General features: G+C 66.2%; 27 protein-coding genes. 12 read left to right on the top strand and 15 right to left on the bottom strand.

The window, feature by feature from the left end; all coding sequences use genetic code 11:
- Window positions 1-10: 10 nt before the first annotated feature.
- From PHA8399_RS21145 to PHA8399_RS21115, 7 genes are all read right to left on the bottom strand, one after another.
- Window positions 11-805, bottom strand: a complete 795-nt coding sequence (locus PHA8399_RS21145) for a segregation and condensation protein A (protein WP_058288053.1) — start codon at window positions 803-805, stop codon at window positions 11-13.
- Window positions 798-1,802, bottom strand: coding sequence for a beta-N-acetylhexosaminidase (gene nagZ / locus PHA8399_RS21140; protein ID WP_058288052.1), 1,005 nt, complete (start codon window positions 1,800-1,802; stop codon window positions 798-800). Before nagZ ends, PHA8399_RS21145 begins: the two co-directional genes overlap by 8 nt.
- Window positions 1,803-1,919: 117 nt before the next feature.
- Window positions 1,920-3,086: an SPOR domain-containing protein gene (locus PHA8399_RS21135; protein ID WP_058288051.1), complete on the bottom strand. Its 1,167-nt coding sequence runs from the start codon at window positions 3,084-3,086 to the stop codon at window positions 1,920-1,922.
- Between the two features lie 117 nt (window positions 3,087-3,203).
- Window positions 3,204-4,949 carry an arginine--tRNA ligase gene (gene argS, locus PHA8399_RS21130; protein ID WP_058288050.1) on the bottom strand — a complete coding sequence of 582 codons (1,746 nt, stop codon included), beginning with the start codon at window positions 4,947-4,949 and terminating at the stop codon, window positions 3,204-3,206.
- A 184-nt stretch (window positions 4,950-5,133) separates the two neighbouring features.
- Window positions 5,134-5,433 carry a YciI family protein gene (locus PHA8399_RS21125; protein WP_058288171.1) on the bottom strand — a complete coding sequence of 100 codons (300 nt, stop codon included), beginning with the start codon at window positions 5,431-5,433 and terminating at the stop codon, window positions 5,134-5,136.
- Between the two features lie 274 nt (window positions 5,434-5,707).
- Window positions 5,708-6,100 carry a GFA family protein gene (locus tag PHA8399_RS21120; protein ID WP_058288049.1) on the bottom strand — a complete coding sequence of 131 codons (393 nt, stop codon included), beginning with the start codon at window positions 6,098-6,100 and terminating at the stop codon, window positions 5,708-5,710.
- 394 nt (window positions 6,101-6,494) lie between these two features.
- Window positions 6,495-7,646: a deoxyguanosinetriphosphate triphosphohydrolase gene (locus PHA8399_RS21115; protein WP_058288048.1), complete on the bottom strand. Its 1,152-nt coding sequence runs from the start codon at window positions 7,644-7,646 to the stop codon at window positions 6,495-6,497.
- 90 nt (window positions 7,647-7,736) lie between these two features.
- On the opposite strand from PHA8399_RS21115, the gene PHA8399_RS21110 reads away from it, so the two are divergent.
- Window positions 7,737-8,060 (top strand): HesB/IscA family protein, encoded by a 324-nt coding sequence (locus tag PHA8399_RS21110; RefSeq protein WP_058288047.1) that lies wholly within the window; start codon window positions 7,737-7,739, stop codon window positions 8,058-8,060.
- A gap of 110 nt (window positions 8,061-8,170) precedes the next feature.
- Here PHA8399_RS21110 and PHA8399_RS21105 read toward each other — a convergent pair whose 3' ends face one another.
- The 3 genes from PHA8399_RS21105 to PHA8399_RS21095 form a co-directional block, all read right to left on the bottom strand.
- Window positions 8,171-9,082, bottom strand: a complete 912-nt coding sequence (locus PHA8399_RS21105) for a DMT family transporter (protein ID WP_058288046.1) — start codon at window positions 9,080-9,082, stop codon at window positions 8,171-8,173.
- The gene (locus PHA8399_RS21100) at window positions 9,082-10,143 is read right to left on the bottom strand and encodes a DUF6902 family protein (protein ID WP_058288045.1); all 1,062 of its coding nucleotides are present in this window, start codon (window positions 10,141-10,143) and stop codon (window positions 9,082-9,084) included. Before PHA8399_RS21100 ends, PHA8399_RS21105 begins: the two co-directional genes overlap by 1 nt.
- A 95-nt stretch (window positions 10,144-10,238) precedes the next feature.
- Window positions 10,239-10,919 (bottom strand): DUF6749 family protein, encoded by a 681-nt coding sequence (locus PHA8399_RS21095; RefSeq protein WP_244270276.1) that lies wholly within the window; start codon window positions 10,917-10,919, stop codon window positions 10,239-10,241.
- 282 nt (window positions 10,920-11,201) lie between these two features.
- Between PHA8399_RS21095 and xth the strand changes: the two genes are divergently transcribed.
- Window positions 11,202-12,008, top strand: a complete 807-nt coding sequence (gene xth, locus PHA8399_RS21090) for an exodeoxyribonuclease III (protein WP_058288044.1) — start codon at window positions 11,202-11,204, stop codon at window positions 12,006-12,008.
- Between the two features lie 120 nt (window positions 12,009-12,128).
- Here the strand turns inward: xth and PHA8399_RS21085 are convergent, their stop codons facing one another.
- Complete coding sequence (locus tag PHA8399_RS21085; protein ID WP_058288043.1) at window positions 12,129-13,295, bottom strand: FAD-dependent monooxygenase; 1,167 nt, start codon at window positions 13,293-13,295, stop codon at window positions 12,129-12,131.
- A gap of 102 nt (window positions 13,296-13,397) precedes the next feature.
- Window positions 13,398-13,820, bottom strand: a complete 423-nt coding sequence (gene dksA, locus PHA8399_RS21080) for an RNA polymerase-binding protein DksA (protein WP_027243706.1) — start codon at window positions 13,818-13,820, stop codon at window positions 13,398-13,400.
- Window positions 13,821-14,007: 187 nt separating this feature from the next.
- On the opposite strand from dksA, the gene PHA8399_RS21075 reads away from it, so the two are divergent.
- From PHA8399_RS21075 to PHA8399_RS21060, 4 genes are all read left to right on the top strand, one after another.
- Complete coding sequence (locus tag PHA8399_RS21075) at window positions 14,008-14,847, top strand: AAA family ATPase (protein WP_058288042.1); 840 nt, start codon at window positions 14,008-14,010, stop codon at window positions 14,845-14,847.
- Between the two features lie 129 nt (window positions 14,848-14,976).
- Entirely contained in the window at window positions 14,977-16,398 is a 1,422-nt protein-coding gene (locus PHA8399_RS21070; protein WP_082649601.1) for a DUF2927 domain-containing protein, read from the top strand.
- A 33-nt stretch (window positions 16,399-16,431) separates the two neighbouring features.
- Window positions 16,432-16,599 (top strand): hypothetical protein, encoded by a 168-nt coding sequence (locus PHA8399_RS22685; protein WP_058288041.1) that lies wholly within the window; start codon window positions 16,432-16,434, stop codon window positions 16,597-16,599.
- Window positions 16,600-16,620: 21 nt separating this feature from the next.
- On the top strand, window positions 16,621-17,805 hold the full coding sequence (locus PHA8399_RS21060; RefSeq protein ID WP_058288040.1) for a vWA domain-containing protein: 1,185 nt from the start codon (window positions 16,621-16,623) through the stop codon (window positions 17,803-17,805).
- A 224-nt stretch (window positions 17,806-18,029) separates the two neighbouring features.
- On the opposite strand, the gene PHA8399_RS21055 is transcribed toward PHA8399_RS21060, so the two are convergent.
- Window positions 18,030-18,398, bottom strand: a complete 369-nt coding sequence (locus tag PHA8399_RS21055) for a hypothetical protein (protein ID WP_058288039.1) — start codon at window positions 18,396-18,398, stop codon at window positions 18,030-18,032.
- 175 nt (window positions 18,399-18,573) lie between these two features.
- On the opposite strand from PHA8399_RS21055, the gene PHA8399_RS21050 reads away from it, so the two are divergent.
- The 5 genes from PHA8399_RS21050 (at window position 18,574) to PHA8399_RS21030 (ending at window position 23,760) form a co-directional block, all read left to right on the top strand.
- Complete coding sequence (locus tag PHA8399_RS21050) at window positions 18,574-20,004, top strand: alkaline phosphatase D family protein (RefSeq protein ID WP_058288038.1); 1,431 nt, start codon at window positions 18,574-18,576, stop codon at window positions 20,002-20,004.
- Between the two features lie 199 nt (window positions 20,005-20,203).
- Window positions 20,204-20,968, top strand: a complete 765-nt coding sequence (gene minC, locus PHA8399_RS21045) for a septum site-determining protein MinC (RefSeq protein WP_058288037.1) — start codon at window positions 20,204-20,206, stop codon at window positions 20,966-20,968.
- A 38-nt stretch (window positions 20,969-21,006) separates the two neighbouring features.
- On the top strand, window positions 21,007-21,855 hold the full coding sequence (minD, locus tag PHA8399_RS21040; protein ID WP_058288036.1) for a septum site-determining protein MinD: 849 nt from the start codon (window positions 21,007-21,009) through the stop codon (window positions 21,853-21,855).
- A gap of 4 nt (window positions 21,856-21,859) precedes the next feature.
- On the top strand, window positions 21,860-22,123 hold the full coding sequence (minE, locus tag PHA8399_RS21035; RefSeq protein WP_058288035.1) for a cell division topological specificity factor MinE: 264 nt from the start codon (window positions 21,860-21,862) through the stop codon (window positions 22,121-22,123).
- 185 nt (window positions 22,124-22,308) lie between these two features.
- A complete protein-coding gene (locus tag PHA8399_RS21030) occupies window positions 22,309-23,760 on the top strand; it encodes an HD-GYP domain-containing protein (protein ID WP_058288034.1) in 1,452 nt (483 codons plus the stop codon).
- Here the strand turns inward: PHA8399_RS21030 and PHA8399_RS21025 are convergent.
- Window positions 23,757-24,929, bottom strand: coding sequence for a threonine/serine exporter family protein (locus PHA8399_RS21025; RefSeq protein WP_058288033.1), 1,173 nt, complete (start codon window positions 24,927-24,929; stop codon window positions 23,757-23,759). The two genes, PHA8399_RS21030 and PHA8399_RS21025, sit on opposite strands and share 4 nt — an antisense overlap.
- A gap of 161 nt (window positions 24,930-25,090) precedes the next feature.
- On the opposite strand from PHA8399_RS21025, the gene PHA8399_RS21020 reads away from it, so the two are divergent.
- Window positions 25,091-25,777 (top strand): M48 family metallopeptidase, encoded by a 687-nt coding sequence (locus PHA8399_RS21020; RefSeq protein WP_058288032.1) that lies wholly within the window; start codon window positions 25,091-25,093, stop codon window positions 25,775-25,777.
- Window positions 25,778-25,852: 75 nt separating this feature from the next.
- Here PHA8399_RS21020 and PHA8399_RS21015 read toward each other — a convergent pair whose 3' ends face one another.
- Window positions 25,853-26,395 carry an RSP_2648 family PIN domain-containing protein gene (locus PHA8399_RS21015; protein WP_058288031.1) on the bottom strand — a complete coding sequence of 181 codons (543 nt, stop codon included), beginning with the start codon at window positions 26,393-26,395 and terminating at the stop codon, window positions 25,853-25,855.
- Window position 26,396 lies beyond the last annotated feature (1 nt).

Raw genomic sequence — 26,396 nt, 5'->3', positions numbered from 1 at the left:
TGGTCTTCCATCAGCTATCCTCGTTCAGGCTGCGCAGCTGGAGCGGCGCAAATGTTTCGCTCTGGCGCAGCTCGGCCTTGCCTTCCTTGACCAGCTGCAGCGAGGCGGCAAAGGTCGCCGCGGTGGCCGACCGGCGTTTCACCGGATCGCTGTGCCAGCCGTCCGGCAAATAGCTGATCAGGTCGGTCCAATCGCCGGTAAAGCCCAACAGGTGGCGCATCCGGTCCAGCGCTTCCTCCATGGTGAAAACCGAGTCGCGGTCCATCACGAAGGGGCGGAAATCCTCCTTGGTGCGGATGCGGGCATAGGCCTGCATCAGATCCAGGAGATTGGCGGTATAGGTGACGGTCTTGATCCGGGCGATGGTCTCTTCCTCGCCGCGCCCGAAGAAGTCGCGGCCCAGCCGGTCGCGGCCCATCAGCCGCGCGGCGGCGTCGCGCATCGCCTGCAAACGCTCCAGCTGGAACGCCAGGTGGGCGGCCAGTTCCTCGCCCGATGGCCCCTCTTCCTCCGGGTCGGGGGGCAGCAGCAGGCGGGACTTCAGGAAGGCGAGCCAGGCCGCCATCACCAGATAATCCGCCGCCAGTTCGATCCGCAGCTCCTTGGCCTTCTCGACAAAGGTCAGATACTGCCGCGCCAGCTCCAGCACGGAGATCTTGCGCAGGTCCACCTTCTGGGTGCGCGACAGCGTCAAAAGCAGGTCGAGCGGGCCTTCGAATCCGTCCACGTCCACGATCAGGTCCTCGGCCGCCAGCCGTTCCTCTACCGATGTGTCCGCGTCTGAAAAGAGTGTCTGCTCAGCCATACACCTGCCCGCCCATGAGGGCGGCAAGTTCGTCTTCGGCGGCCTGAATGTCAAGATCCGCAGGGGGTTTGCGGGCTGCCAGCGCGCGGTCTGCGCGGGTTTGCGCTGCCGCTGTCATGCGGCCCGCGGCCTCCGCCACGGCGATCCGGTCCGCCAGCGGCGCATTGCACAGCAGGACCACGTCGCAGCCTGCCGCCAGCGAGTCCCGCGTGATGTCCGCCAGCGCGCCCTTGAGCGCCTTCATCGAAATATCGTCGGTCATGATCAGCCCGTCAAAGCCGATCTGCTCGCGGATCAGCTGCATCATCACCGGCGAGGTGGTGGCCGGGCGGCTGTCATAGGCGTCATAGACCAGATGCGCGGTCATCCCCAGCGGCAGATCGTTCAGCGCTTTGAAGGCGGCAAAGTCGCTTTGCTCCAGTGTCTCCGGAGCGCTGGCCACATGCGGCAGGTCCAGATGGCTGTCGGCGGTGGCGCGGCCATGGCCGGGGATATGCTTCAGCACCGGCAGCACGCCGCCGTCCAGATGCCCCTGCGCCACCGCGCGGCCGATGGCGGCAACGGACCGGGTGTCTTCGCCGTAACAGCGGTTCTTCAGGAACTCGTGGGTCTCCGCGCAGGCCACATCGGCAATCGGCGCGCAGTTGCTGTCGATGCCGAGGCCGTGCAGCTCATGCGCGATCAGCCGGTAGCGCAGGTACATGGCGCGTTCGGCGCCGGCGCCGGCCCGCTCAACATGCTCCAGCGGCGGCAGCCAGTTGCGCCCCAGCGGCGCGCGCAGCCGCTGCACCCGGCCGCCCTCCTGGTCGATGGTGATCACGCAGTCGCGGCCCACAGTCTCGCGGAAGTCGCCGCACAGCGCGCGCACCTGATCGGCGCTTTCGATGTTGCGGGCAAACAGGATGAAGCCGAAGGGATCGGCATCGCGGAAGAACGCCTTTTCATCTGCGCTCAGGCGCAGGCCGTCGGCGTCGAGGATGGTGGCTCCAAAAGTCATGAGTGTGCCCTATCGCCCCCTTGGATCCGGGAGGGCAGCGCCCGGCCCGGGGTGGGTGCAAAGCGCCCGCCCTGGGGGCGGGGCGGGCGCTGCCCGGCCTTGCGGCCAGGCGGTTCGTTACCGTGTGGTTACCGGAATGCAGTCGGCATTTCCAGCCACCAGCGCCGAGCAGAAGCGGCGGGCATCCGACAGTCCGGCAAAGCCCATCGCCCGCAGGCGGTAGAAGGTGCGGCCGCCGCTTTCGGCGCGCTGGATCACCCGCTGCTTGCCTTCCAGGTAATCGGCAAAGCGGGCATGGATGCGGTCCCATTCGGCGCGCGCGACTTCCGGGCTTTCATAGGCGCCGAGCTGCGCCAGCCGTGTGCCGGCTGGGAGGGTGGCCGGGTCGACATCAACGGCAGCGGCAGGGGCTGCCGGTGCGGCTGCGGCCGGAGCGGGGCTGAACCGTGCGGGCCGGGCCGAGGGCCGCAGCGAGTGCTTGACGCCGGGCGCATTCAGAACGGCGGGCGACGGCGCTGCCGCGGCCAGGCCAGGCTGCAGCGGTTCCGGCTGCACGATGGCAGGCGCCTGCGCCGAGGCGGGCACCGCAGCCGACAGCGTTTCCGACTCGCGGGCGAGTTCTGCGACCAGCGCGTCGATATCGCCGTTCTGGAAAGAGGCCACCGCGTCCTCGCTGACACCGGGGGCTTCAGCCGCCTCCGGTTCTGCCGGAACGGCCGGCAGCTCCGCCGGGGCGGTTTCCGCGGCCAGCTGCGGCAGCGGTTTGTCGTCCTCGGTTAGCCGGATCGCAGGCGGTGCCAGGGTCAGCCGGTCAGCCGGTGCCTCGGCGCTGCCACTGGCGGCCACCGCATTCACCGCAAGCCCCTGATGATCCGCCTGGGAGCCGCCCGGATTCGCGGGCTGTTCGCGCATCGGCCCTTCGGCCGCGCGCACCACCGGCACGCCGCTGACATCGCGCATCACCAGCTTGTAGCCCCAGACGCCAATCCCCGCGACCAGCGCAACCGAGGCCGCAGCACCCAGCAGGCTGAGGCTGCGGGAGAATCGCGCCCGCAACCCGGCAGGCGCGGCGTAGGCTGCATACTCCTGCGCATCATAGCCCTGGCCGTCAGGCTGATACCCGTAGGCCGGATCTTCATAACCGTATGCCGGCTCCGCGCCCGGGCCGGTGTAATGCTGATCGGAGTACTGCTGCCCGTAGGCCCCGCCAGTTGCGGTGTCCTGCCTTTGAACACCACCCTGTATGTAGGCGTGCCCCTGGCCCGCCTGCGCAAAATACGCCATTTTCCGCCTCACTGCCCGGTTTGGCAGCGCCGAAACGGCGCCGCGCCCCAAGTCTCTTCAACTGCCTCACTCCGGCGGTGTGCAATTTTAACCGCAGGGGCTGACGCCCCGTTTTGGTTATCGCATCTCTTCTGCCGGTTTCACGCCAAGAATACCAAGACCAGCCGAAATGACAACGGAAACGGCTTTGGCCAGGGCCAAATTCGCATGTGTTGCCGATTGGCTGCTCTCGTTAACAAATCGTAAACCTTCTTGCGATTTCCCGAGGTGGTACAGCCCGTGCAGCTCCGACGCCAGATCGTAAAGATAGAAGGCCACCCGGTGCGGCTCATGGGTGCGGGCCGCGATTTCCACCAGGCGCGGCCATTCGGCCAGCTTCTTGGCCACCGCCAGCTGCGCCGGATCGGACACCAGGGTGAGGTCGGCGGCGTTGAGCGCCGCATCATCCGCCGCAATCCCCTGCTCCTCTGCCTTGCGCAGGGTCGAGCAGATCCGCGCGTTGGCGTATTGCACGTAGAACACCGGGTTGTCCTTGGACTGCTCCAGCGCCTTGTCGAGGTCGAAATCGAAGCCCTGGTCGTTCTTGCGCGTCAGCAGCATAAAGCGGGTGACGTCCGCGCCGACGGCATCGACCACATCGCGCAGGGTGACAAAGGTCCCTGCCCGCTTGGACATCTTGAATTCCTGGCCGTCCTTGAACAGCTTCACCAGCTGGCACAGCTTGATATCCAGCGGCACCCGGCCATCGGACAGCGCCGACACCGCGGCCTTCATCCGCTTGACATAGCCGCCGTGGTCGGCGCCGAAAATGTCGATCAGCTCGTCAAAGCCGCGTTCCACCTTGTCGTAGTGATAGGCGATGTCGGGCGCGAAATAGGTCCAGGTGCCATCCGATTTCTTCACCGCCCGGTCGACGTCATCGCCGTGATCGGTGGATTTGAACAGGGTCTGCTCGCGCGGCTCCCAATCGTCGGGCTTCTTGCCCTTCGGCGGCTCCAGAACGCCCTGATAGATCAGCCCCTTGGCATCCAGTTCCTTCAGCGCCGCCTCGATCTTGCCGGTGCCGTAGAGGGATTTTTCGGAGTAGAACACATCCATTTCGATGCCGAGCTGGGCCAGATCCTCGCGGATCAGCTGCATCATCGCATCGGTAGCAAATTCACGGACCTCAGCCAGCCAGACTTCTTCGGGCTGGTCGAGATAGGCATCGCCCGCCTTGTCCTTCAGCGCTTGCCCCACCGGCTTCAGATAATCGCCCGGATAGGTGCCATCGGCAAAGGCCACGTCCTGCCCATGTGCTTCCAGATAACGCAGGTAGACAGAGCGCGCCAGAACATCGACCTGGCCGCCGCCGTCGTTGATGTAATACTCGCGGGTGACGTCATATCCGGCATAGGCCAGCAGTGCCGCCAGCGCGTCCCCGAACACCGCGCCGCGGGTGTGCCCCACATGCAGCGGGCCGGTCGGGTTGGCGGAGACATATTCCACGTTCACCCGCTTGCCCGCGCCGACGTCCGAGCGGCCGAAATCCGTGCCTGCGTCCAGGACCGATTTCAGCACGCCCTGCCAGATGCCCGGGGCCAGCCGCAGGTTCAGGAAGCCGGGGCCTGCGACCTCTGCGCTCGTGATCCGATCGTCCGCTGCCAGCTTGGCAGCCAGCGCCTCGGCAATGTCGCGCGGCTTCATCTTTGCGGGCTTGGCCAGCACCATCGCCGCATTGGTCGCCATGTCGCCATGGGCGGCATCGCGCGGCGGCTCCACCGCGACATTGGCAAAATCGAGCCCCTCGGGCAGCGCGCCCTCGCCGGTCATGGCGGTTAGGCTGTCGATCACGAGCGAGCGGATATCGGTGAAGAGGTTCATATCTGGCGTCCCAACTGTTCAGCACTGCGGATACCGGGGGCCGCAGGAAGGGTCAACAGGATTGCAGGGGCAGCCCCGGGCCTCAGGCGGGCGGCACCGGAAAATTCAAATTTTCCGGCCATTTTTCCGCGCCGGAAAAATGCGCCGCTGCCGCGGCGCGCCGTCCGGCCTGGCCGTCAGCGGGTCAGGACAGGATGTTCTGCACGGCTGAGGCGGTGCCCCATTCCGTGATCGTGTAGCGGCGCAGGGAGGCGACATAATACGGGTCCTGCAGGATCAGCCGCTCCACATCCTGGCGGGTTTCGGCCTCCACGTTCCAGATCGCGCCGGGAAAGTCCTGCATCGGCCGCATCGCCAGCGCGCCGCCGATCTGCAGCTCGGGCCGCGACCGCACAAAGGCGATATGCGCCTCGCGCCGCTTCCTGTCGCTGCGCACCCGGTCCATTTCCGGCTTGTCTGTGAAGGTGACGGTCCAGCGTGCCATGGCTTGCCCCTTGTTCTGCCTCTCCCAGCGGATAGCGCCGATGCCTTGCGGCATCATAGGGCCAGATCATAGCACGGTTTAAAGCCAATTCGGCGAGGAGAACACAAAGACCGGCACAGACCGGCAAGCGCAGGCCGGGCCGGCAAGAACAGCCCGGGCCGCAAACGGCCCGGGCTGTGATTTGAATGGGGATACACGCCCCTGCCCTCAAACCTGCCAATACAGGCAAGGGAGCAGCCCCCGAAACGAACGGCACCTGCAGATGCCAGAGCTCCTACGCAGGATGCCCCTCCGACTGCTTTGCACCGTCGCAGATTTCGGACCAGCCGGGCTTCTCGCCAACGAACTCATGAAAGCTGTTCCTGACCTCCAGTTCCCCGTCCAGCGCGTTTGCGGCGATGGGGAAGCTGTCCTCCTGCGACAGGATCTCCCCCAGGGAGCTGCCGCAGATCCGGCAGAAGCAGCGGCCGTATTTGTACGGCGGCGCGGGCTGGTACAGCGCCACCTCCTCCCTGCCCTCGATCCAGCGCAGGTCGCCTTTCTTGACAAAGACGATGGTGCTGGCCCCGGCCTTGCGGCAGCGGGAGCAATGGCAGGTGCCCATCAGCGCAGGCTGCGCCAGCAGTTCAAACTTCACCGCACCGCAGCAGCAGCTTCCTTCAATCATTCCGGCAATCCTCAAAGTCAAATGATCTTCACGAGAACATTACGGGAACATTACGGGAACATTCAGCCCTGCACAAGCCCGCCGCACGGCGTTGCGCCAAAGCCCGCCGCAGCGCACGCCCTGCTTGCACGGCCTTAACCGGGATCTGCGATGGTTACTTCCGCTGCAGCACATGGCGCGGATCTGGCACCCCGCGCGCACAGGAGCCCAGGACCCCAAAGACCACCTCAACAAAAGGTGCAGGGGCGTCTGACTGACGAAGCTTTTGACCGGACCCGGGGCGCGCTGGCGTTCCGGCCCTATCCTCCGCCCCCGTTGGCGGCGCCGCCTTCTCTACTCTGCCCCTGCCACTGCACGGCACATGCGAAAGGACAGAAACAGCAGCTGGAAGCCCTCAGACCTCGACCTTCACCCCGATCAGCCGTTCATGCTGCTGCAGGGCAAAGCGGTCGGTCATGCCGGCGATGTAGTCGGACACGATCCGCGCCAGCGCGGTGCGGTCTTCGGCTGCGGCAATGTCGGCCTGCCAGCGCTCCGGCATCTCCAGCGGATTGTCGAGGAAGTAGGGAAACAGCGCCTCCACCACCTTGGCCACCTTGGCGCGCTTCTCCATCACCGAGGGTGCGCGGTACATGCGGGTGAACAGAAAGGCGCGGATCTCCTTCAGGTCACGCCACAAGGGATCGGAGAATTTCACCACCGGATGCCCCAGCGCGCGGACCTCCTCGACGCTTTGCACGCCGCTTTCCGCCAGCAGGAGGCGGGCGGTGTCGATGACATCGCTCACCATCACTCCGAAGAACCGGCGCAGCGCCTCGTGGCGGCGGCGGTTCGGGTCGAGACCCGGGTATAGCGTGTCGACCTGGCCGTAAGCCTTGTCCAGCAGCGGCAGCCGGGCCAGGTCATCGTCGGTGAACAGCTCCGCCCGCAGCGCATCGTGCAGATCGTGGTTGTTATAGGCGATGTCATCGGACAGCGCCGCCACCTGCGCCTCGGCGCTGGCGTGGGTGTGCAGTTCCAGATCGACCTCAGCGTTGCATTCGGCCAGCGCCCAGGGCAGCTCCCCCACCACCGGGCCGTTGTGTTTGGCAATCGCTTCAAGGGTTTCCCAGGTGAGGTTCAAGCCGTCGAACTCGGCATAGTGCCGCTCCAGCCGGGTCACGATGCGGATCGCTTGGGCGTTGTGGTCAAAGCCGCCGTAGGGCTCCATCAGCGCATGCAGCGCGTCCTCGCCGGTGTGGCCAAACGGCGTGTGGCCCAGGTCATGCGCCAGCGCCACCGCCTCGGTCAGCTCCTGGTTCAGCCCCAGCGCGCCGGCAATGGTGCGGCCCACCTGCCCCACCTCGATCGAATGGGTCAGGCGGGTGCGGTAGTTGTCACCCTCATGCTCCACAAACACCTGCGTCTTGTGCTTGAGCCTGCGGAAGGCGCTGGCGTGGATGATCCGGTCGCGGTCGCGCTGAAAGGGCGAGCGGAAGGAGCTTTCCTCCTCCGGAACCTGCCGCCCGCGGCTGCGGTCCGGCATCGTGGCATAAGGCGCATGCATATCAAATCTTTTCCCTGGCAAATCTTGCTGCCTGGATGGCACCTTTCTATATAATGACTTGCGCTGCAACATCAGCTTTGGAGAGACCGTATGAACCTGCCCCCGAAAGTCACCGACCGCGCCTTTGCCCGGCTGGCCGAGATCGGCGCCGCGGATCAGGGCCAGGCGCTGCGCGTCGCGGTCGAAGGCGGCGGCTGCTCCGGCTTCCAGTATGAGATCGCGCTGGACCAGGCGAAACCCGATGATCTGGTCCTGGAGGGACAGGGGGAAAAAGTGGTGGTCGACGCCGTGTCGCTTCCGTTCCTGGAGAACGCGGTGATTGATTTCACCGAAGAGCTGATCGGCGCGCGGTTCACCATCGAAAACCCCAACGCCACCTCCAGCTGCGGCTGCGGCACCTCGTTCTCCATGTGATCCCGCCCCTGCCGGCACGTTTCCCGGCGCGGGAAACGACCCGGAAAACGCGTGTTTTCCGGGCCTGAGGTGCCGAGAATTCCGGCGCTGTTGGGCGCCCGCAAGCCAGGTCACGGATCGGTTTGCAGCCGTCCCGGATTGCGCAGCCTCGGCATCGCCGGGGCGAACTGGTCCCAGACCAGATAAAGGCCAGAGGCAATGACGATGGCGCCGCCGAAATAGGTGGCAGCGGGCGGAAACTCCCCAAAGAACACCGCGCCGATCACCGCCATCCAGATGAACTGCAAATTCATCAGCGGGGTGACGGCGTAGGAGGCCAGGAGCCGCAGCGCCACCACCAGAAGCCAGCGCGCCCCGAACAGCAGGAAGGCATAGGCCGCGGCCCAGCCCGCATCCGCCAGCGGCATCGGGACCCAGACAAAGGGCAGCAGCACCAGCATAACCAGGCAAAGGGTCAGGTTGGGATAAAAGACCTGGGCCAGCGAATTGCTTTCATAGCGGCCGATAAACCGCGCCAGTGTCATGGAAAATGTGCCGGAAACCGCCGCGGCAAAAGCCACGAGATGGCCCGGCGTGGCGGAGGCGACCCCGCCCGGAAACAGGAACAGCACCCCCGCAAATCCAGCGCCAAGCGCCGCCCAGGCAGCCGGGCGCACCGGCTCCTTCAGCACCAGCCCGGACATGGCGCCCGCCAGCAGCGGCATCAGCCCGATGAACACAAACACCTCAGCAAAGGGCAGCAGCCGGAAGGCATAGAAAAAGCACACCGCCGCAACCAGTGTCGCGCCGGAGCGCAGCGCCATCGCCCGCGGGCACTTGGTGCGGAAACCGCCGCGCACGGCCGGCAGCCGGTCCGCCAGCAGGCAGAAGCCTGCAACCATGGCACCCGACAGCGCATAGAGCTGGGCCGCGGCGTACTGACCCGCAAGCAGCTTGGTGATCCCGTCGGCAGAGGCAATCAGCCCTGTGTAGGCAACCACCAGCAGCGCCCCGGCCAGCGCCTGGTTGCGGGAACAGCGCATCACGCCGCCCCTGCGCTGCCCGCGCGGGCAAACCCTTCGAAAAATCCGGCAAACCCGGCGCAGCTGCGTTCTGCCGCGGTCAGGATCCGGTGCTGCTCCTCGCTCAGCACCGCCTCGGCGCGCGCTTTCACCGCGCTCCAGCTGGCCCGCGCCGTTCCGGCATCAAACACGGCTTCAGACAGGCTCCTCAAAATGCTCCCTCCCTGCTGCGCCGACACATGCACCGCCCCCAGGGGGACCGGCTGCCGGAAGGCCGGACGGCCGGACAGCAGCATGAGCCAGTTGGTCACAAAATACTCGTGATACGCATCATGAAGTCCACAAAATTCATCTTTAGCGAGCATATAGGCGGAAACCTGCCTGTCGAGCCAAGCCTCCCACGCGGCCGGCGGCTGCTGTCCGGCATAGCGCATGGCAATGCAGATCTCCGCCAGCAGGTCGGCATTCTGGTCGAGAAAGGCTACCAGACCCGCGAATTCGAGGCTGGTCACGGCAGCCGCTGGCAGCCCCGGATCCCGGCGCCCGTACTCGGACAGATAAAACACGATGTGGGTCAGCTCGTAGGCGGCCTTTTTGTTGGGAATGGCGAAGGTCTGCGGGCGGGAGATAAAGCTGCGGAGCCGGTCGTCCAGCCCGTCGTCCCGGAGGGGGATGCCGCGCCGTGCCAGCAGGCGCCGGGCCTCGGCGCGCTGCAGGTCGGACAGCTCCGCCGCGGGCAGCCCCTGGGCGCAAACCCACTGGGCAATCTGCGCCCCGGTCTGCCCCGGCAGGCCCAGATCCTCCAGATCCAGGCAGATCGACAAGATGAAGCGGTAGTACTGGCGGAAGAAACTGATGTGGCGCGCCGCGCCCTCGTAAAACGGCTGCAGGGGCGCCAGGGCCTCAGCCCTTACATCCGCTCCGGTGCATTCGAGAATGTTCAGCAGCTCCGCATTTTCCTTGAGCCAGAACACATCCTCCTGGCTACGCCGGCGGGCTGCGAAACCGGCGATCAGCGCCCCTTGCGCATCGGCCCGGGACTGGCGGGCGGCAGGAGAGAAAAACGGGATGATCTGGGCCATGGAAACCTCTTTCGGATGGGTGCGGCGCGGCGGCGGCCCCGGAAACCGGAGCCGCTCCTGGTCAGGGGCCGGGAGGGAGACCGGCCCCGTTCCGGTCAGCTGCCCGAAGAGAACAGCCGGGTCGCATCGCCAGCGCTGGTGCGCGCCTTCGGTGCCGGTGCGGACCCGGAGGAGAACAGATGCGTGCCGTCGCCTGCGCCGGCCTCTGCCGTTGCCGCGGGCGCAGAGCCGGAGGAGAACATTTCCGTCAGATCCCCGGATGCAGTTTCACCCGCCGCCGGGGCGGAGCCGGAAGAAAACATCTCTGTCAGATCGCCCGCGGCAACTTCTGATTGCGCTTGCGGGGCCGACCCCGAGGAGAACAGCTGAACCAGATCGCCTGCGGCAGCATCGCTTTGCGCCGCCGGTGCCGATCCCGAGGAGAACATCTCCACCAGATCGCCGGTTGCGGTTCCGCCGCTGGCCAAGGGCGCCGAGCCGGATGAAAACAGACCGGTTTCCCCGCCAGCCCAGCGGTCGGCCCTCTGTGGCAGCGAGCCGGAGGAAAACAGCGTCAAACCCTCCCCTGCCGTCAGATCCGCAGTACATTCCGGCGCGGAGCCGGAGGAGAACATCTCGGTCGCATCACCCGCAAACAGGCTTGCGCCTGCGGCCGGACGGGTTGCGCGGATGTCCTTGGTTTTACGCTGAGCAGTCATGTTGGAACCCCATTCGTTAGAGACAAAAGGCTCCTCGACGCTGGCACGGCTGGCGCACAGCGCAAACGAAAAATGCAATCCCACATTGCATTTATTTAAAACCGCAACTTTAACTTCGCCTCGCTATTTTTTGCGAATTTTAATTTAATTCGATTAATCCACAAATTACTCACCGCGTTATTCACACGCTCAATTTTGCAAAATAAGTATAATCAACCTGGGGGTTATTTTTCACCGGCGCAAAACCTGCCGATTCGGCGGCGCACCGGTGATTCGCGCTGCAGGCGCCGGGCTTGCCCCGGGGCGCCGATTCAGCGATAGATCGGCTTCAAATACCGCAACCTGGGCCGGAGACAAGCCATGAAAATCGCCACCTTCAATATCAATGGCATCAAGGCCCGGGCCCAGGCGCTGCCGGATTGGCTGGATGAGGCGCAGCCGGACGTGGTGGTGCTGCAGGAAATCAAATCGGTGGATGAGGCGTTCCCGCGCGACCTCTTCGAAGACCGCGGATATAATGTGGAGACCCACGGCCAGAAGAGTTTCAACGGGGTGGCGATCCTGTCGAAACTGCCGCTGGAGGATGTGCGCCGCGGCCTGCCCGGCGACGATAGCGACGAACAGGCGCGCTGGATCGAGGCCACCGTGACGGGCAAGCAGGCGATCCGGATCTGCGGTCTTTACCTGCCCAACGGCAACCCGGTGGAGCTGGAGGCGGACGGCAGCCCGGTGGCGGGCGGCAAATACGCCTATAAACTTGCCTGGATGGAGCGGCTGAAAGCCCGCGCCGAGGCTCTGATGGCCGATGAGATGCCTGCACTGATGGCGGGCGATTACAACATCATCCCGCAGGCCGAGGATGCCAAGCGGCCGGAGGCCTGGGCGGAGGATGCGCTGTTCCGCCCGCAAAGCCGGGCCGCGTTCCAGCGGATCGTCAACCTGGGCTTCACCGAAGCGTTCCGTGCCCGCCATCAGGGGCCGGGGCATTATTCCTTCTGGGACTACCAGGCCGGCGCCTGGAACCGGAATGACGGCATCCGCATCGACCACTTCCTGCTGACGCCGCAGGCCGCCGACCTGCTGCTGGACTGCCAGATCGACAAGGACGTGCGCGGCCGCGAAAAGCCGTCCGATCACGTGCCGGTCTGGGTCGAACTGGACATCTAGGCGAACTGGACATCCAGGCCCGGTCCGCGCCGCGCGCCAGCGCGGCGCCCGGCCCAACGGGAGCGGCTCATTTCACAAATGAGCCTGCGACGGGCGGGAGGCCCCTGCCTGCCCCGCCTCTCAGGCGGTGACGTCGTGGCGGTAGATCCAGTCGAATTGGCTGACCATCTTATCGGGGGCGAACCGCCCGCCCAGTTTCAGCACCTGATGCGCAGGCCAGCTGAGCGGTGCGCGCAAGTGGTATTTCCAGGCATTGCGGCTGGCGGCCTGCACGACCTTCTGCGCGCGCTCCAGACGGCGCGACTGATACAGTGCCAGACCGGCGCTGACCCCCTCGGCCTCTTGCAGCGCGCGGGCCAGCACCCAGGCATCCTCCAGCGCCAGATTGGCGCCCTGCGCCATGAACGGCAGCGTTGGATGCGCGGCATCCCCCAGAATGGCGGTGTTTTCGCCCTGCCAGCGGGCTGCGACCGGGTGCCGGAACAGGCCCCACAGCAGCACCTCCTGCACCGCGTCCAGCAGCGCCGCGGCACTGCCGCCAAAGCCCGCGAAGGCAGCGCGCAGATTGGCCGGGTCGTCCTGGAAGTTCCAGCCTTCCTCGGCCCAGGCGCGGCGCTCCTGCACCGCCACCAGATTGACCAGGCTGCCATCGCGCAAGGGGTAGGCCACCAGATGCCGCCCCGGCCCCATGAACAGCTGCGCCTCGGGCGGCAGGTTCAGATGGTTGGGAACAGTGGCGCGCCACGCGACCTGGCCGGTAAAGACCGGTTTGTCCGCGCCATTCAGCGCGGCGCGGGTTTTCGAGTGCAAGCCATCGGCGCCGATCACCAAGTCGCCGCCGCATTGGGCGCCATTGCCAAGATGCACCACAGGCTGCGGCCCGGGCTCCACCCGCTCCACCTTTTGCAGCAGCCGCACCTGCACGCCCTCGCGGCGCGCGGCACCGGCCAGAATGCCGACCAGATCGGAGCGGTGCACGAAGTAATAGGGCAATCCGGCCGCGTATTCATCGAGGTCCAGCCGCAGCACCTGATTGCCGCGGCGGTGGCCGCGCAGCACAACCGCGCGCGCCCGCTGGGAGCACCAGGCCAGGTCATCGGCCAGCCCCAGCGCCTTCAGCACCGCGACGCCATTCGGGGTGATCTGCAGGCCCGCGCCGACTTCGGAAATCGCCTCGGCCTGCTCCAGAACGGTCACGGCAGCCCCCTGGCGGCGCAGCGCAAGCGCCGCGGTCAGCCCGCCGATCCCGGCGCCGATGACAGTTATTTTCAGGCCTTTGAGTTCCATGGGCTCCTGCAGATTCTCCGCCCGCTCCCAATGAAACAAAAAACGCCGGAGCAAAAGACCCCGGCGTCAACTAATTGTCGGTTTGCCCGCTGCAGACAGCGGTCAGTCGTCGCGGTGAACCTTTTCGCGGCGCTCGTGGCGCTCCTGCGCTTCGAGGCTCATGGTGGCGATCGGGCGCGCATCCAGACGCTTCAGCGAAATCGGATCGCCGGTCACCTCGCAATAGCCGTATTCGCCCTCGTCGATGCGGCGCAGCGCAGAGTCGATCTTGGCGACCAGCTTGCGCTGGCGGTCGCGGGTGCGCAGTTCCAGCGCGCGGTCGGTTTCTTCGCTGGCACGGTCCGCGACATCGGGAATGTTGCGGGTATTGCCCTGCAGCCCTTCAATGGTCTCGCGGCTGTCAGACAGTAGTTCCTGCTTCCAATTCAATAGCTTGCGTCGGAAATACTCAAGCTGCCGTTCGTTCATGAACGGCTCATCTTCGGCCGGTCGGTAGTCGTCCGGCAGAAACACCTCTTGCTTCATTTCGGCTCCTTCGGTCTGGCCCATAATGCTGGTCATAATCGGCACCTGAACATTTTGGCTTCCCCCTCTGCCGCAGCGTTTATCCCTATCGGGAAGGAATGTCACTACACAATAGTGGCGCGGTTTGGTTAAAACCGTGATAAGAACTGGGCGCTGCGGCACCGATCATGACTGGAACAGGAAAGATATGCAATTTCAGGGCACTAAAGAATATGTCGCAACGGATGATTTGAAAGTTGCGGTCAATGCGGCGGTGACACTGGAGCGGCCGCTGCTGGTCAAGGGCGAGCCGGGCACCGGCAAGACCGAGCTGGCCAAGCAGGTTGCAGAGGCCCTCGGGCTGAGGATGATCGAGTGGAACGTGAAGTCCACCACCCGCGCGCAGCAAGGCCTGTATGAATATGATGCCGTCAGCCGCCTGCGCGACAGCCAGCTGGGCGACGAGCGCGTGCACGACGTGAAAAACTACATCAGGAAAGGCAAGCTGTGGGAAGCGTTTGAGGCGGACGAGAAAGTCGTCCTGCTGATCGACGAGATCGACAAGGCCGATATCGAGTTTCCCAACGACCTTCTGCAGGAACTCGACAAGATGGAGTTCCACGTCTACGAGACCGGCGAGACGGTCAAGGCGAAGCACCGCCCGATCATGATCATCACCTCCAACAACGAAAAGGAGCTGCCGGACGCCTTTTTGCGCCGCTGCTTCTTCCACTACATCCGGTTCCCGGATGCGGAGACGATGAAGAAGATCGTCGAGGTGCATCATCCCGGCATCAAGGACGCGCTGCTGACCGCGGCGCTGACCCAGTTCTACGAGATCCGCGAAACGCAGGGGCTGAAGAAGAAGCCTTCGACCTCCGAGGTGATCGACTGGCTGAAACTGCTGCTGGCCGAGGATCTGAGCCCTGCGGACATTGCCCGCGGCGGCGCCGATGCGCTGCCCAAGCTGCATGGGGCGCTTTTGAAGAACGAACAGGACGTGCATCTTTTCGAGCGCCTCGCCTTCATGGCCCGCGGGCGGCGCTGACGCCCGCTTGCACCACCCGGCGGGCGCCATTTCCGGCGCCTGCCCGTTTCCCTTCTAATTGCTGCCGCATTCCCCTATCAGAAGGGTAAGAGCCGGGCTGACGTGTCCGGGCTGATAGGAGACGCCTGATTGCCTGCTGACGCTGCCCCGGTTTCACACCTGCCTGCCTGCCGCCTGGGCCTGCGCCTGCTGCGGGGTGCTGCCGCGGCGGCGGCACTGCTGGCGCTGGCCGCCTGTGCCGTGCCTTCGGCCCGGGTGGAGGCGCCGACCCGGGCGGCGGCGGCCCCGGCCGCGCTGCCGCCGGTCAAGGTGTTCCCCGCCCGGTGGCCGCAGCCGCCGCAGCGCTCCAACGCCGATATCGCGCGCGATTTCCTTGACCTGCATTTCCGGCTGGAAGGCGGCAGCACCCTGCCCCAGTTCACCCGCTTCGAAGGCCCGATCACCCTGCGGGTGACGGGCAGCCCCGCGCCCGGGTTCAGCCGCGACCTCAACGCGCTCCTGGCGCGGCTGCGGGACGAGGCCGGGATCCCGGTCCGCCGGGTGTCCGGCGACAGTGCCAGCATCACGATCCAGTCGGTCTCCCGCGCGGAGATCCGGCGGGCGCTGCCCAAGGCGGCCTGTTTCGTGGTGCCGAATGTGTCCTCGCTGGCGGAATACCGGCGCAACCGGCGCAGCGCCCGCACCAACTGGTCGCTGCTGCGCAGCCGAGAGCGGCTGGCGGTGTTCATCCCCAATGACGTCAGCCCGCAGGAGGTGCGCGATTGCCTGCATGAGGAACTGGCCCAGGCGCTTGGCCCGCTGAACGACTTGTACCGGCTGCCGGATTCGATCTTCAATGACGACAACGTCCACGCGGTGCTGACCGGCTTTGACATGCTGATCCTGCGCGCCACCTATGCGCCCGAGCTGCGCACCGGCATGAGCCGGGCCGAAGTGGCGGAGCGGCTGCCGGCGGTCCTGGCGCGGCTTAATCCGGGCGGTGCCGGCACGGCCGCCGTCTGGCTGCCGGAAACGCCGCGGGCCTGGATCACCGCCTATGAGCAGGCGCTGGGGCCAAGCGCCTCACTGCGGGAGCGGCTGCGGGCCGCCAACCGGGCTGCGGAGATTGCCCGCAGCCTGGGCTGGCAGGACCACCGCCGCGCCCTGAGCCATTACACCCTGGGCCGGATGCTGCATGTGCGCGAGCCAGAGCTGGCGCTGCGGCATTTCCACACCGCGATGAGCTACCTGCGGGGCCTGCCCGGCACCCGGATGCACCAGGCCAAGCTGACGGTGCAGCTGGCCGCCTATGAGATTGCCACCGGCAACGGGGCGGCGGCGCTGGCGCGGCTGGGGCCGGCGGCGGACACTGCGGCCGCGCATGAGAACGCGGCGCTGCTGTCGACGCTGCTGATGCTGCAGGCGGAGGCGCTGGAGCTGGAGGGCCGCAGCGTCGAAGCCCGCCGGGTCAGGCTGGACAGCCTGGGATGGGCAAGGTACGGCTTTGGCCCGGATTGGGTGGTCGAGGCGCGGCTGGAGGAAATCGCCGCGCTGCGCCCCTCTGCCCCCTGATCCGGCAGTGACAGAACAGAAACGGATAGAGACATGATCGTAATTGCCGGCTTGGTGCTGGGCGCCCTTATTGGCGCAATGAAGGCCCGCAAACGTGGCGGCAACACCCTGGACATGCTGCAATACGGGGCTGTCTATGCCATCGTTTTTGGTATTCTCGGCCTGCTGGCAACCATCGTGACCCACCGGGTGCTGGCGTAACCCGAGCCGGAGGCCCCCGCGATGTTCCAGCCCTTCTTTGAAAACCTGCGCAAGGCGTCCATTCCGGTCTCCCTGCGCGAGTACCTGACGTTCCTGGAGGGCATGAAGGCAGGGCTGGCCACCTATGACATCGAGGCCTTCTACTTCCTCGCCCGCGCCGCGATGGTGAAGGACGAGCGCAACATCGACAAGTTCGACCGCGCCTTTGCCGCCACCTTCGAGGGGCTGGAGGCGATCCCCGCCGAAGCCGTGATGGAGGCGGTGGACATCCCCGAGGAATGGCTGCGCAAGATGGCGGAAAAGCATCTGAGCGCCGAGGAGAAGGCCGAGATCGAAGCGCTTGGCGGCTTTGACAAGCTGATGGAGACGCTGAAGGATCGCCTCAAGGCACAGCAGGGCCGCCACCAGGGCGGCAATAAATGGATCGGCACCGCGGGCACCTCGCCCTTTGGCGCCTATGGCTATAACCCCGAGGGGGTGCGCATCGGGCAGGACAAGAGCCGGCACCAACGCGCGGTCAAGGTCTGGGACAAGCGCGAGTTCAAGAACCTCGACGGCGATGTCGAGCTGGGCACCCGCAACATCAAGGTGGCGCTGAAGCGGCTGCGCCGCTGGGTCCGCCAGGGCGCACATGAGGAGCTGGATCTGGACAATACGATCCGTTCCACCGCCGAGCACGGCTATCTGGACGTGAAGACCCGGCCGGAGCGGCACAATGCGGTGAAGGTGCTGTTGTTCCTCGACGCGGGCGGCTCGATGGATCCGCATATCCAGGTGGTGGAGGAGCTGTTCTCAGCCGCGCGGGCCGAGTTCAAGCATCTGGAATACTACTACTTCCACAACTGCCTCTATGAAGGCGTCTGGCGCGACAACCGGCGGCGCTGGGACGAGAAGATCCCTACCCATGAGGTGCTGCGCACCTACGGGCCGGACTATAAGTGCATCTTCGTGGGCGATGCCTCGATGTCGCCTTATGAGATTGCCTATCCCGGCGGCGCCAATGAGCATTGGAACGAGGAAGCGGGCCAGGTCTGGCTGCAGCGCGCGCGCGGCGCCTGGGCGGCGAACCTGTGGATCAACCCGGTGCCGGAGAAATACTGGGACTACACCCATTCGATCGGCATGATCCGCGAGATCTTTGAGGACCGGATGGTTCCGATGACCCTGGACGGGCTGGAACGCGGGATGCGCGAGCTGTCGCGCTGAGGCCTTTCACACAGACCTTGAAGCGCTCCCGCGCCTGCAGGTGCCGCGGCTGACGCCGCCGCCCCTTGGCAGCCTTGGGCATGGCATCCTGCCCGCCGGGCAGGATGCGCGCCGGGCAGGATGCGCGCCGGACCTTCAGGTCCGGCGCCGGGCCCAACCGGGAGGACGGCATTCTCAATGCAGGCCGCACGGGCGGGAGCGCCGCCTGCCCCCGCGCGCTGCCGCTAGCCGCCCCACAGGCCCCATGCGCCCAAGGCCGCAACCGGCACGAACAGCCAGCCTTGCGGCAGCAGGCCGTATTTCACCCTGCGAAGCGGCGGCATCAGGAGGCCTGTCGCCGCCATCACCGCTGCCATGCCTGTTCCGGCCAGGGCCATCTCGGCCGAGCCGCGGGCACCTGCAAAGAGAAACACAGCCATAAGGCCCAGGCAGCCGGTCACCAGATGCCAGCATAACAAGGTGGTCTCACGCACCGCATCCGGAAGCTGCCGGTCCCGCGCCAGCGGCGCTGCGCATTCCCGGCCGCCGATGATGGCATGAACACCCGTCCACAGCGCGGCCAGCAGGGATGCCGCAAGTAAAGCCCATTGCATTCTAAGCCTCCTGAACTATGAGGAAATCCGCCCCCTGGCAGGCGGCCCGGCACATCTTGACCATGCCCTTCTGCGCAGCGCCAGCGCAATTCAGCCGCAGTGCGGGCAAATATCCCGCCGCATTCCCCCGCAGCGGTTGATTGCGCGGGCCGTCGCACCTAGGTCCTGTTGCTGTATGAGCAGCAGCACCCCGATCACCGGCCCCATCCTGATCCTCGACGATCTGCGCGATGGCCAGATGCAGCTTGCGGCGCTGTTTATCGCGCCCAAGGGTCTGCCTGTGCCGCCTGTTTCTGCCGGCGGCATGAACCTTCGGCCCGAGCGGCTGGCGGATTACGCAAACGTCTCGGTGCTGCGCGCGCGTTTTGCGCTGCCTGCGGGCCGGCCCTCCTCCTACCAGTGGGACGGCGCGCGGTATGAAGTCGCGGGCGGGTTCGGCGGGGACATGCGGATCGCCTATGCCTCCTGCAACGGCGAGGAGCACGGCGACCTGGACCGCGACGGGGCTGAGCGCAACGCCATGTGGGCGCGGATGGGCGCGGAACATCAAAAGCGCCCTTTCTCACTGCTGCTGCATGGCGGCGACCAGGTTTATGCCGATGAGGTCACGCAGGGCCACCGGCTCAGCAATGGCTGGCCGGACAAACTGCCTAGCGACCCCTCGCGGGAGGATCTGGCCAGCCTGCGCCAGCATCTGCGGGAAGGCTTTCTGCGCCGCTACCTCGCGGTTTACAGCGCGCCGGAGCTTGCGTGGCTCGCGGCCCGCGTGCCCTCGCTGATGCAATGGGACGATCATGACATATGCGACGGATGGGGCAGCTTGCGGCGCTCCAGCACCTATTCGCCGGTGGGCCAGACGCTGTTTGCGATGGCCCGCGAGGCGGCGCTGCTGTTTCAGCACGGCTGCTGCGACGGCGACCTGCCCGCGCGGTTTGCGGACCCCGAAGGCACCCATCTGGGCTGGCGCATCGAGGCCCCGGGGCTGCGGCTGCTGGCGCCCGACCTGCGCTCGGAGCGCAGCCGCCGCCGGGTGATGGCGCGCGGCGGCTGGCAGATGATGAAAGCCGAGGTGAAACGGGAGGCACCGGGGCAGACCTTCCTGCTGTCCAGCGTGCCCCTGCTGGGGCCGCGGCTGTCGCTGCTGGAGCTGCTGATGGTGCTCACCCCGCGGATGCAGGAATATGAGGACGACCTGCGCGACCAATGGCAAAGCCGGGCGCATCGGGCCTCCTGGCGGCGGATGCTGCGGATGGCGCGCGATATCGCCGCGCTGGACGGCCAGAAGATCGCTGCCGTGTCCGGTGAGATCCACCTGGCCGCGCGCGGCGAGATGCCGCTGGGCGATGGCAAGATGCTGCACCAGCTGGTGGCTTCGGGCATTTCCCACCGGGCGCCGCCCAGGGCCTGGGCGCGGGTCTTGGGGATGCTGTCCTGGCTGGGCGATGCGCCCCTGCCCGGCCACCCTGTCCGCATCCGCAAGATCCCCGGCCAGGCCGGGCGCTATGCGGCGGAGCGCAACTATCTGATCCTGGAGCGGCAGGACACGCAGTGGGCCGCAATCTGGGACCTGGAAACCTCAGGCCAGTCCGCGCCGCTGCCGCTTTAGCCGCCGCCAGCCGCGGGCTGGCAACGGTTTTCTACGCAACCGGAAGCAGCCCGCGTGCGGAAATCCGCCGGTGCCTGCGGCATCCGGCGCATGTCCGCCGAAGCCGCCGTTCCCCGGTTGAACGGGCCGCGCTCCAAACGCTACCCAAGAGGAAAAGAAGCCGCGGACCAAAGCCGCATTCCCCGAGCAGGAGCATCGCGTGAGCGTGCCGCATCAAGACATACCCCCCCGTGGCGGCGCCCCCGCCGCTGCCGTTAAGCCTTTCCAGATCCGCGGGCGGTATTTCACCGCTGTTGCGCTGCGCCCGGAAGACGGGCCGCTGGACCAGGCCTTCTATGCAGCGCTGGACGCGCAGCTTCGCTGGAACCCCCATTTCTTTGACGGCGCGCCGCTGATCCTGGATCTGGCGCAGGCGCCCGGCCTGTCCCGCCCGGCCGAGCTGCGGGCACTGACGGACTGCTTGCGCAGCCGCGGGCTGGCGGTGTTCGGGGTGCAGAATGCCACGCCGGAACAGATCTCCGCGGCTGAGGACGCCGGGCTGATCACCATTGCCAGCGGCAAGGATGCGCCGCTCAACATGGAAGGCAGCACCAGGCCCGGTCCCCGCCGCGAACTCCCCAAGAAACTCAGGCCGCCGGAAAACCGGCTGATCACCCAGCCGGTGCGTTCCGGCCAGACGGTGGTGGCCGAAGGCGGCGATCTGGTGGTGGTCGGGCCGGTCAGTTCGGGCGCCGAGCTGATCGCGCGCGGCAGCATCCATGTCTATGGCCGGCTGCGCGGCCGGGCGATGGCCGGCGCCGAGGGCGACGAGACTGCCCGGATCTTCTGCCACAGCCTGGACGCCGAGCTGCTGGCGGTCGCCGGGCTGTACCGGACGAGCGAGAATTTGGAGCCGGAGCTGCTGAACCGCCCGGTGCAGGTATTCCTGCAGGACGAGCGGCTGTGTGTGGAAGCCTTGGGATGAAGGCTGTAAAGAGGGCTGGAATGAGAGAGGCAGGACGAATGAGCAAGGACCTGAAACTGGAAGAGCCGCTGGGCCGGGTGATTGTTGTCACCTCGGGCAAGGGCGGTGTCGGCAAGACCACAACTTCGGCGGCAGTGGGCGCCGAGCTGGCCCGGCGCGGCCACAAGACGGTGGTAATCGACTTCGACGTCGGTTTGCGCAACCTGGACATGATCATGGGCTGCGAGCGCCGGGTGGTGTTCGACTTCATCAACGTGATCCAGGGCGACGCCAAGCTGAAGCAGGCGCTGATCCGCGACCGGCGGCTGGAAACCCTGTCGGTGCTGCCCACCTCGCAGACCCGCGACAAGGATGCGCTGACCAAGGAAGGCGTTGAACGGGTTCTGGACGAGCTGCGCGAGGAATTCGACTATATCATCTGCGACAGCCCGGCAGGGATCGAGCGCGGCGCCCAGATGGCGATGCATTTTGCCGATGAGGCGATTGTTGTCACCAACCCCGAGGTCTCCTCTGTCCGCGACAGCGACCGGGTGCTGGGGCTGCTGAACAGCATCACCGAACGCGCCAGCAAAGCCGGCGCAGAGCCGGTGAAGGCGCAGGTGCTGATCACCCGCCACGACAAATCCCGCATCGAGAGCGGCGAGATGATGACGGTAGAGGATGTGCTGGAGGTTCTGGCGGTGCCGCTGCTGGGCATCATCCCCGAAAGCCCGGCGGTGCTGCGCGCCTCCAACCTGGGCGTGCCGGTGGTGCTGGATGACCCCTCGGCGGCGGCGGCGGCCTATGAGGACGCAGTGGGCCGGCTGATCGGCGAGCAGATCGAGATGCGGATTGCCGCGGACCCTCGTCGCGGCCTGTTGCAGCGCCTGTTCCGCCGGGCGGTGTAAGCGGATGTTCGGATTTTCCCTTCGCCCCCGCAAAGCCTCTGCCAGCACGGCCAAGGAGCGGCTGCAGATCCTGCTGGCGCATGAGCGCAGCGGCAGCGGCGGCGCCCGCCCCGACTGCCTGCCGCAGCTGCAGCGCGAAATCCTGGAAGTGATCCGCCGCCACATGCAGATCGGCGACGAGGCGATCGACATCCGCATGGAGCGCGGCGACGAGCTGTCGAGCCTGGAGATCAACATAGAGTTCCCAGGCAAGCTGGGTGTGAATTAGGGCCGGGACCCTGGGGGCTGCCAGGCGGCGGCCTCTGCATTCTGACCGCGGGGCTGCCAAACGGCGGCCCCGGGCATTTTACGAAAATCGGGCGCAGAGACCCCGCCCCTATCCTGCGCCGGGTAAGGGCAGGTTAATCCTGTCCGCTTAGTCATGGTCCTTCCGCATTTTACTGCCGAAGGCCTATGACATATATTTTTTCCCCGACCAGTCCCGGCCCGGCCGGCGGTGCCGCACCGCAGGACATTCTGCGGCTGGGGGAGCTGCTGGGCGCGCTCAGCCATGCGCTGGATCTGACCGAAGGCCAGCCCAAGGGCCATTGCGTGCGCTGCTGCTGGATCGGCATGCAGGCCGCGCGGGAGCTGGAGCTGCCGCCGCAGGCGCCCTCCGACCTCTATTTCACGCTGCTGCTGAAGGATCTGGGGTGCAGCTCCAATGCGGCCCGCATCTGCCAGCTGTATCTGACCGATGATCTGTCCTTCAAACAGAACTTCAAGACGGTGAGCGGCTCCCGGCAGGGCATCGAGTTCCTGCTGCGCAACACCGCGCTGGGGGCCAGCCCGCTGCAGAAGCTGAAAACGCTGGGCCATGTGATTGCCAGGAACGGCCAGTTGGCCGGCGAGCTGATCGAGACCCGCTGCAACCGCGGCGCCAGTATCGCCCGGCAGATGCGCTTCTCCGAGGATGTGGCGGAGGGCATCGCCAGCCTGGATGAGCATTGGGACGGCGGCGGCCAGCCGCAGGGCCTGAAGGGCGCGGCAATCCCGCTGTTTTCGCGCATCGCGCTGATGGCGCAGGTGGCGGACGTCTTTGCCGCCAGTGCGGGCGCTGAGGCCGCCGCGGCGGAGCTGGAAGCACGCGCAGGCAGCTGGTTCGACCCGGACCTTGTGCCGGTATTCACCGCGGTGATCCGCCGCCCCGGCTTCCTGGCGGATCTGCAGGACCCGGGCTTGGAGGCGGAGGTCTTTGCCACCCCGCAGGCGCAGCATATCCATACTGTGGATGAAGACTACCTGGATGAGATCGCGCGGGCGTTTTCGCTGGTGATCGACGCCAAAAGCCCGTTTACCCACGGCCATTCGCAGCGGGTGGCGCGTTACACCGGGCTGATCTGCGACCAGCTGGGCTATGCCCCCGGACGGCGCCGCTGGATGGTGCGCGGAGCGCTGCTGCATGATATCGGCAAGCTTGGGATCTCCAACACCATCCTGGACAAGCCCGGCAAGCTGACGGATGAGGAGTTTGCCCTGATGAAGCGCCACCCGGTGCTGGGCCACGAGGTGCTGAGCCGGATTGCCGCCTTCCAGGAGCTTGCGGATGTGAGCGCTGCACATCATGAGCGGCTGGACGGCAAGGGCTATCCGTACGGAATGGATGCCAGCCAGCTGACGCAGGAGATGCGGGTGATGGCAGTGGCCGATATCTTTGACGCGCTGACCGCCGAGCGCCCCTACCGTGCGGCAATGCCGCTGGAGAAGACCTATGCCATCATGGACGGCATGGCTGGCCCCGCCATCGACCCGGACTGCTATGCCGCGCTGCAGGATGCGGTGACCGCCAGCGGCTGGCCCTCGGCCTCGGACGCGCCCTTGGCGGCGGCGGAATGGGACCTGCCGGCGGCTGAGCGCAGCGCCTAGCTGGCGAGGTTGCGGTTCTTCTGCGAATAGAGCGCCAGCGCCGTCACCTGCCCCGCCACGATGGCCGAGAACATCAGCAGTGCCGACAGGCCGATGCTGGCGTCCGCCATCAGGGTTTCATTGAACAGCGACTGCGTCGCGCTCATCAGCACCCGGCTGCCGGGGACCAGGATCAGGATGCCCTGCACGATGTAGATCGCGCCGGTGAGGTTCAGTGTCTTGGCCAGCCAGGTGCCGTAAAGGGTGATGCACATGGCGGTGACCCAGGTGCCGACGATCCAGCCGCTGCCGAAGCCGAGGTAGAGCGGCCCCCACATGCCCAGCACGGTGACTGGCAGCGCCCGCACGATATCCACCAGCCGGGCATTGAAGATCACCCCGATCGAGAACGACAGCGCAGGCAGCGCCAGATAGGGCATCCACCACAGGACTTCGTTCACGTTCTTCACCTGCGGCGTCGCCCCCCACAGCTCGGCGCCGATGCTGACGCCGATGTAGATGCCGATAAACAGTTTCATCAGCACGAAGATCGACTGGGCAAACAGGCTGGAGCCGGAGATCACGTCGTTGAAGGCAAGGCATTCCAGGGAGTTGGCGATCGACAGCCCCGGCACGAACAGCACGATGGCGGCGATGCAGGTGCCCCAGACCGGCACCTCCACCCCCATGCTGCTGACCAGCGACACCGCCAGCCCCGCGACCAGCGCCGAGAGGAATTCGACCAGGATCACCCGGTCACCGCGGCAGAACAGCTGGCAGAGCCAGACCAGGAAGCCCAGCACCGCCGACAGCGCAATTGTCGTCAGCGCGCTGCCGATCAGGGTGAGGAAGGCCGGCGGTATGGCGATATTGGCCACCATGATCAGCCAGGCAGGGTACCGGCCCGGCTCCTCGATCCCCGGATCCTCCACCGCGTTGATGCGGATGATGGTGCGCGCCAGCAGGCTGAGGTTGATCTGGGCGGGCTCCAGGCGGCGGATGATGAACTGGTTGTCCTCGTCCGGGAACTGGCAGGAGATCGATGTGGGGGTGGCCTGCACGATCACGTTGATGCCCTGCTTTCTGGCATAGAACTGCAGGTATTTCTCGATCTTGTAGGGCGCACAGCCGCTGCGGTGCAGGGTCTCGCCTGTGTCGGCGATGTTGCGGAGCTGAGACAGGAGTGCCATGTGCCGGATGCCGTTGTTCTGGGGTGCCTTGGGGTTCAGCCCCCTTAATGGATGCGGCGCGCGGCGGCGAGTGCGGATTTTGCATGGCGGCCTGCGCTGGGTGCAAGGCTTCGCGGCCGCTGCCTCTTGCTGGCGGCGCGGTTTCGGCCCATATCTGAAGCATGCTGCGCTTCATGCCAATTCTGCTGGCCGTGCTTTATGGCCTTGTGATGTACCGGATATCCGTCTGGCGCACCAATCGCGAGCTGGATCAGCGCTCGACCGAGCTGGCGGACCCGCGGCTGAAGCGGCTGACCGACCGGCTGGCGGCGGCGCTGAACATCGCGCGTATCCCTGTCCACATCTATGAGGTCGATCCGGTCAACGGGCTGGCGGCGCCGGACGGGCGGATCTTCATCACCCGCGGCTTTTACCGCAAGTACCAGAATGGCGAGGTGAGCGCAGAGGAACTGGCCTCGGTGATTGCGCATGAGCTGGGCCATGTGGCGCTGGGGCATGCGCGCAAGCGGATGGTCGATTTCTCCGGGCAGAATGCGCTGCGCACGGCGCTGATGCTGATCTTGGGCCGGTACGTTCCCTTCATCGGCCCCTGGATTGCCGGGGCGCTGACCTCGCTGCTGGCGGCGCGGCTGTCGCGCGGCGATGAATACGAAGCGGATGAATATGCCGCGGCGCTGCTGACCAAGGCGGGGATCGGCCTGGCGCCGCAGAAAAGCCTGTTTGCCAAGCTGGAAGAGCTGACGCAGGCGCGCGCCGGCATGGCGCCGGCCTGGCTGATGAGCCATCCCAAGACCGATGAGCGCATGGCCGCGCTGGAGCGGCTGGAAGCGAAATGGTCCAGGGGCTGAGCCTGCGGCAAGGGCGGGATTGAGGGGCCGGCCCCTCAAACTCCCCGGAGTATTTCAGGAAAGATGAAACACCGGTCAGCCCGCCAGGGCCTTGGCCAGCCGCGGCAGGCGGGCTTTCTTGAGCAACGGGCGGATTTCCCAGCGGCCCCCGGATAGACGGTTGGCCTCAGCCAGCACTTGCGCACCGAGGGCATCCATGCCGGCGCTGTCCTCAAGCCAGAAGCGGTAGAGGAGCTCGTCCGGGCCAAGGCGCTCCAGCCCTTCTTCGGCCAGGGTGTGACGGGGGAAGTCCTTGTTGTTGACCGTCACGATAGCGTCGGCATGGCCTGCGATGGCGGCGGCCAGCACGTGAATGTCGGCGCTGTCGGGCAGCCAGAGGCGGGTTTCTATGCCCGGTGCGGGGGCAACTTCGGCCTTGGGCCAGTGCGCGCGGGCCAGCGCGGTCTCTGCCTTGGCCTGCGCCGCGCCTTCGGGGCCGAGCTTCAGCGCCGCACGTTCCCATTCGCCCAGGATCCGGGCGGACCAGAGCGGGGTGAAATGGCCCAGGCGCGCCGCGCCCAGGAGCATTTCCCGCATCACCGTCGGATAGAGGACGCACGTATCGAGGAGCAGCTTCACC

The organism is Leisingera aquaemixtae, assembly GCF_001458395.1.
GTDB lineage: Bacteria > Pseudomonadota > Alphaproteobacteria > Rhodobacterales > Rhodobacteraceae > Leisingera > Leisingera aquaemixtae.
Note: the sequence above shows the minus strand (reverse complement) of the source record. Positions and strands in the feature narration are given on the sequence as shown.

Coding starts and splice junctions, on each gene's coding strand:
- argS (WP_058288050.1), bottom strand. CDS start 4,949: ATGAACCTCTTCACCGATATCCGCTCGCTCGTGATCGACAGCCTAACC.
- PHA8399_RS22685 (WP_058288041.1), top strand. CDS start 16,432: ATGATCGTAATTGCCGGCTTGGTGCTGGGCGCCCTTATTGGCGCAATG.
- dksA (WP_027243706.1), bottom strand. CDS start 13,820: ATGAAGCAAGAGGTGTTTCTGCCGGACGACTACCGACCGGCCGAAGAT.
- PHA8399_RS21125 (WP_058288171.1), bottom strand. CDS start 5,433: ATGGCACGCTGGACCGTCACCTTCACAGACAAGCCGGAAATGGACCGG.
- PHA8399_RS21075 (WP_058288042.1), top strand. CDS start 14,008: ATGCAATTTCAGGGCACTAAAGAATATGTCGCAACGGATGATTTGAAA.
- PHA8399_RS21025 (WP_058288033.1), bottom strand. CDS start 24,929: ATGGCACTCCTGTCTCAGCTCCGCAACATCGCCGACACAGGCGAGACC.
- PHA8399_RS21020 (WP_058288032.1), top strand. CDS start 25,091: ATGCTGCGCTTCATGCCAATTCTGCTGGCCGTGCTTTATGGCCTTGTG.
- minE (WP_058288035.1), top strand. CDS start 21,860: ATGTTCGGATTTTCCCTTCGCCCCCGCAAAGCCTCTGCCAGCACGGCC.
- PHA8399_RS21100 (WP_058288045.1), bottom strand. CDS start 10,143: ATGGCCCAGATCATCCCGTTTTTCTCTCCTGCCGCCCGCCAGTCCCGG.
- PHA8399_RS21115 (WP_058288048.1), bottom strand. CDS start 7,646: ATGCATGCGCCTTATGCCACGATGCCGGACCGCAGCCGCGGGCGGCAG.
- PHA8399_RS21030 (WP_058288034.1), top strand. CDS start 22,309: ATGACATATATTTTTTCCCCGACCAGTCCCGGCCCGGCCGGCGGTGCC.
- PHA8399_RS21105 (WP_058288046.1), bottom strand. CDS start 9,082: ATGCGCTGTTCCCGCAACCAGGCGCTGGCCGGGGCGCTGCTGGTGGTT.
- PHA8399_RS21145 (WP_058288053.1), bottom strand. CDS start 805: ATGGCTGAGCAGACACTCTTTTCAGACGCGGACACATCGGTAGAGGAA.
- minD (WP_058288036.1), top strand. CDS start 21,007: ATGAGCAAGGACCTGAAACTGGAAGAGCCGCTGGGCCGGGTGATTGTT.
- PHA8399_RS21120 (WP_058288049.1), bottom strand. CDS start 6,100: ATGATTGAAGGAAGCTGCTGCTGCGGTGCGGTGAAGTTTGAACTGCTG.
- PHA8399_RS21055 (WP_058288039.1), bottom strand. CDS start 18,398: ATGCAATGGGCTTTACTTGCGGCATCCCTGCTGGCCGCGCTGTGGACG.
- PHA8399_RS21135 (WP_058288051.1), bottom strand. CDS start 3,086: ATGGCGTATTTTGCGCAGGCGGGCCAGGGGCACGCCTACATACAGGGT.
- PHA8399_RS21085 (WP_058288043.1), bottom strand. CDS start 13,295: ATGGAACTCAAAGGCCTGAAAATAACTGTCATCGGCGCCGGGATCGGC.
- PHA8399_RS21110 (WP_058288047.1), top strand. CDS start 7,737: ATGAACCTGCCCCCGAAAGTCACCGACCGCGCCTTTGCCCGGCTGGCC.
- PHA8399_RS21050 (WP_058288038.1), top strand. CDS start 18,574: ATGAGCAGCAGCACCCCGATCACCGGCCCCATCCTGATCCTCGACGAT.
- nagZ (WP_058288052.1), bottom strand. CDS start 1,802: ATGACTTTTGGAGCCACCATCCTCGACGCCGACGGCCTGCGCCTGAGC.
- PHA8399_RS21060 (WP_058288040.1), top strand. CDS start 16,621: ATGTTCCAGCCCTTCTTTGAAAACCTGCGCAAGGCGTCCATTCCGGTC.
- xth (WP_058288044.1), top strand. CDS start 11,202: ATGAAAATCGCCACCTTCAATATCAATGGCATCAAGGCCCGGGCCCAG.